The 4,630-nt window shown below is 71.6% G+C and carries 4 protein-coding genes; all 4 read left to right on the forward strand.

Features of this window, described 5'->3' with window-relative positions; translation table 11 throughout:
* Positions 1 to 28 precede the first annotated feature (28 nt).
* Complete coding sequence (locus BKE38_RS12020; protein WP_076957556.1) at positions 29 to 1,081, forward strand: Ig-like domain-containing protein; 1,053 nt, start codon at positions 29 to 31, stop codon at positions 1,079 to 1,081.
* 70 nt (positions 1,082 to 1,151) lie between these two features.
* Positions 1,152 to 3,020 (forward strand): ABC transporter ATP-binding protein, encoded by a 1,869-nt coding sequence (locus tag BKE38_RS12025; RefSeq protein ID WP_076957557.1) that lies wholly within the window; start codon positions 1,152 to 1,154, stop codon positions 3,018 to 3,020.
* Between the two features lie 64 nt (positions 3,021 to 3,084).
* Entirely contained in the window at positions 3,085 to 4,071 is a 987-nt protein-coding gene (locus BKE38_RS12030) for an acetamidase/formamidase family protein (protein ID WP_076957558.1), read from the forward strand.
* A 195-nt stretch (positions 4,072 to 4,266) separates the two neighbouring features.
* Positions 4,267 to 4,630, forward strand: a 364-nt coding sequence (locus BKE38_RS12035; protein ID WP_242662330.1) for a GcrA family cell cycle regulator, incomplete at its 3' end; no start/stop codon positions are given.

Raw genomic sequence — 4,630 nt, forward strand, 5'->3', positions numbered from 1 at the left:
CCCCCTGGATCCCCCCCTGGATCCCCCTGTGGATCCGCAGCCTCTTGCGGCGCCGACCCTGCTGCTGGAAGCGGCCAGCGACACCGGCGTGGCCGGCAACGGCGTCACCGCCGACACCACGCCCAGCCTGTCGGGCACAGCCGCGAGCGGCAGCCTGGTCACCCTCTATGACAGCGACGGCGTCACCGTGCTGGGCAGCGCCACGGCGGCGGACGGCCATTGGCGCATCACCACGGCCGAGCTGGCCGGTGGTGCGCATGATCTGGTGGCGGTGGCCAGCCTGGGCGCGCTGTCCTCCGACCCTTCCGCCACGCTGTCGCTGGTGATTAACCTGCCGCGCGCCGCAGCCGATTTCCCGAGCCCAGGCTTCGACCGCGCCTTCTACCTGGCGCAGAATCCGGATGTCGCCGCTTCCGGCATGGATGCGCTGGCGCATTACCAGCAGTTCGGCTGGCATGAGGGGCGCGACCCCGACGCCTTCTTCGACGTCACCTACTACCTGAACCAGAATCCCGACGTGGCGGCGGCCGGCATCGATCCGCTGCAGCACTACCTGCAGCACGGCTGGCAGGAAGGGCGTGACCCCTCGCTGGCCTTCTCCACCAGCCTCTACCGGGCGGAGAACCCGGCATCCGGCGACGGCGATCCGCTGCTGCACCACCTGACCACCGGCCAGGCGCAGGACAACGCCGTCGCCGCCGCCACGCCGCATGCCACGGCGCCGCAGGGCCCGCTGATGGATGCCGCCTTCTACTTCGCCAGCAACCCGGACGTGGCGGCGGCGGGCCTCGACCCGCAGGCGCATTTCGACCGCTACGGCTGGCAGGAGGGACGCGATCCGAATGCCTGGTTCGACGTCGACTTCTACCTGGCCCGCAACGCGGACGTGGCGGCGGCGGGGGTCGACCCGGTGCAGCACTACCTGCAATTCGGCTGGGCCGAGCATCGCGACCCCAGCGCCGCCTTCTCGGGCGACGCCTATCTGGCGGCCAATCCGGATGTCGCCGCGGCCGGCGTCAATCCGCTGGAGCACTACCTGCATTTCGGCATCGCCGAGCATCGCGACCTCGGCCTCGGCTGAGGCGCCAGGGTGCGGCCTGTCATCGCCCGGCGCTTGACAGGCCGCGCCTTCCGGTTCTGCCTGCCGCCACATGGCAGATGGCATCTTCGAGCGAATCATCGACCCCGTGGCGGCCCCGGGCGAGCCGGCCAGCCGTCTGCTCGGCAGCGCCGTACCAGCGGCGCCGCCGCCGCCCGGGCTGCTCGGCTTCTACGGCTATTTCATCCGCCAGGCGCGGGCGCTGTTCGGCCTGCTCTTCCTGGCCGGGCTCTGCGTTGCGCTGCTCGATGCGCTGATCCCGGTCTTCATCGGCCGCGTCGTCGCCCTGCTGGCGGAGCATGCGCCGGGCACCCTGCTGGCGGGCCGCTGGCCCGAGCTGCTGGGCATGGCGCTGGTGCTGCTGCTGGCGCGGCCGGCCGCCATCCTGGCGCAGAACCTGATCGGCCAGCAGGCGATCAATGCCAGCGTCACCAGCATGATCCGCTGGCAGAGCCATTGGCACGTGGTGCGCCAGGGCTGGTCCTTCTTCCAGGAGGATTTCGCCGGCCGCATCGCCAACCGCGTCATGCAGGCCGGTCCCGCGCTGCGCGAGAGCGTGGTGCAGTCGGTCAATGCCGTCTGGTACATCCTGGTCTATGGCACCGGCGCGGTGCTCTACCTGGCCTCGGCCAACGCCTGGCTGGCGCTGCCCATCCTGGTCTGGTTCGCCGCCTATTGCCTGCTGCTGCGCTTCATCGTGCCGCGGCTGCGGCAGCGCGCCCGCGCCGCCTCCGAGCAGCGCAGCCTGCTGACCGGGCGCATCGTCGACAGCTACACCAACATCCTGACCCTGAAGCTCTTTGCCCGCGCCGAGGAGGAGGACAGCTTCGTGCGCGAGGGCGTCCTCGGCCTGACCGCCGCCTTCCAGCGGCAGATGCGGCTGGTGACCCTGAACGCGCTGCTGCTCTCGGCGCTGAACGCCACCATGCTGGTCGCCATGGCCGCCATCGCGCTGAGCCTGTGGGATGCCGGACGGATCGGGCCGGGCATCGTCGCGGCGGCCCTGCCGATGGCCTGGCAGATCGCCAATATCTCCGGCTGGGTGGCCTTCAACGTCGCCGGCATCTTCGAGAATCTCGGCGTGGTGCAGGAGGCCAGCGGCAGCATCGCGGTGCCGCCCACCGCGCCCGACGCCGCCGGCGCGCGGCCGCTGCGGGTGAGCCAGGGCCATATCCGCTTCGATCGGGTCGGCTTCGCCTATGCGGGGGCGGAGCGGGGGATCCTGCAGGACTTCACCCTCGATATCGCGCCGGGCGAGCGGGTCGGGCTGGTCGGCCATTCGGGGGCCGGCAAGACCACGGCGACCAACCTGCTGCTGCGCTTCTTCGCGCCCCAGTCCGGCCGCATCACCATCGACGGCCAGGAGATCGCGGCCGTCACCCAGGAAAGCCTGCGCGCCGCCATCGGCGTGGTGACCCAGGACACCGCGCTGCTGCACCGCTCGATCGCCGACAACATCCGCTTCGGCCGCCCCGAGGCCTCCCGCGCCGAGATCGAGCGCGCCGCGGCCCAGGCCGAGGCCGACGGCTTCATCCGCGAGGTGCAGGACTGGCGCGGACGCACCGGCTACGACGCCCATGTCGGCGAGCGCGGCGTCAAGCTGTCCGGCGGCCAGCGCCAGCGCGTCGCCATCGCCCGGGTGCTGCTGAAGGACGCCCCCATCCTGGTGCTGGACGAGGCCACCAGCGCGCTGGATTCCGAGGTCGAGGCCGCCATCCAGCAGCAGCTGGACGGGCTGATGGCCGGCAAGACGGTGATCGCCATCGCGCATCGCCTGTCCACGCTCGCGCGGATGGACCGGCTGGTGGTGCTGGAGCAGGGCCGCATCGTCGAGCAGGGCACCCATGCCGAGCTGCTGGCGGCCGACGGCGCCTATGCCCGGCTGTGGCACCGGCAGTCGGGCGGCTTCATCGAGAGCTGAAGCCCGGTTGACCGCGGGCGCTCCCGCCGGGAAGCTTCGGCATCCCCAGAAGGAGCCGCGCCGCATGTCCGCCACGCATCAACTCGACGCCACGCCGGAGACGGTGCGCTGGGGCGCCTTCGACGCCGGCTTCGGCCCGGCGCTGACCATCGCCTCGGGCGACCGCGTGGTGATGCAATGCGTCTCCGGCCCGGCCGAGGTGCTGCCCCCCGCCGGCAGCGGCCTGACCGTGCCGCCGGCGCTGGCCGCGATCCATGCGGCGGTCGAGGATGGCCGCGTGCCGCGCCTCGGGCCGCATATCCTGACCGGCCCGGTCGCCGTCGCCGGCGCCGAGCCGGGCGATGCGCTGCGCGTCGAGATCGAGGCGATCGAGCCCGGCGCCGACTGGGGCTACAACCTGTTCCGCCCGCTGGTCGGCACCCTGCCCGAGGACTTCCCCTACCGTCGCCTGATCCACATCCCGGTCGACCAGGCGGCCCGCACCTGCCGGCTGCCCTTCGGCCCGGACCATGGCGGGCTGACCCTGCCGCTGTCGCCCTTCTTCGGGGTGATGGGCGTGGCGCCGCCCGAGGCCTGGGGCCAGATCTCCACCAAGGAGCCGCGTGCCCATGGCGGCAACCTGGACAACAAGGAGCTGGTCGCCGGCACCACGCTCTGGCTGCCGGTCCACACCGCGGGGGCGATGTTCAGCGCCGGCGACGGCCATGGCGTGCAGGGCGACGGCGAGGTCTGCATCACCGCCCTCGAAATGTGCCTGACCGGCCGCTTCCGCCTGACGGTGGAGAAGGGCGGCGGCGCCCGCCAGCCGGCGCTGGCCTTCCCGCGCGCCGAGACGCCCACCCACTACATCAGCATGGGCATCCACGAGGACCTGGACCTGGCGATGAAGCAGGCGCTGCGCGAGATGATCGCCTTCATCGTGGCGCGGGCCAATATCTCTGCGGCAGAGGCGTATCAGTTCTGCTCCCTCGCGGTCGATTTCCGCGTGACGCAGACGGTGAATGGTGAGAAAGGCGTGCACGGCATGCTGCGCAAGGGCCTGCTGTTCTAAATCGGAACCGGTCCTGGGCAGGCGAGGCAACCGAGCCACCCGCCAGCGCATTTTGTTACGACTTCGCCATCACCTCGAATTAACTTGCGGCAGAGGTTTTCCACACCTTTTTGGAGTCCTGCTCCCTGCCGCATCTTGTGCCACCACCCCCCGTTTCACTACCGTATATGGTGGTGGAGGCAGGAGTTTAGGCCTATGGATTGGACGGCTGAAGCTATCGACGCGCTCCGCGCGCTCTGGGCCGAAGGACATTCGACGGCCGAGATCGGCCGACGCATGGGCATCTCCAAGAACGCCGTGGTGGGCAAGGCGCATCGCCTGAACCTGCCGCCGCGTCCGAGCCCGATCCGCCGCGAGGCGGAGCCCGCCGTCCCGACCACTCCCGTCGCGGCCAGCGCCGCCGCCGCCCCGGCCCCCACGCCGGCGGCGCCCGTCGCAGCACCCGCGCCGATCCCGGCCGCCCCGCCGCCGCAACCGGCCCCGGTCGCCGCAGAGCCGGCCCCCGCGCCGCGCCCCGTGGCGCCGGGACCGATCCTGCCGGCCATGGTCACCCTGCCGC

Source organism: Teichococcus deserti (assembly GCF_001982615.1).
Taxonomy (GTDB): domain Bacteria; phylum Pseudomonadota; class Alphaproteobacteria; order Acetobacterales; family Acetobacteraceae; genus Pseudoroseomonas; species Pseudoroseomonas deserti.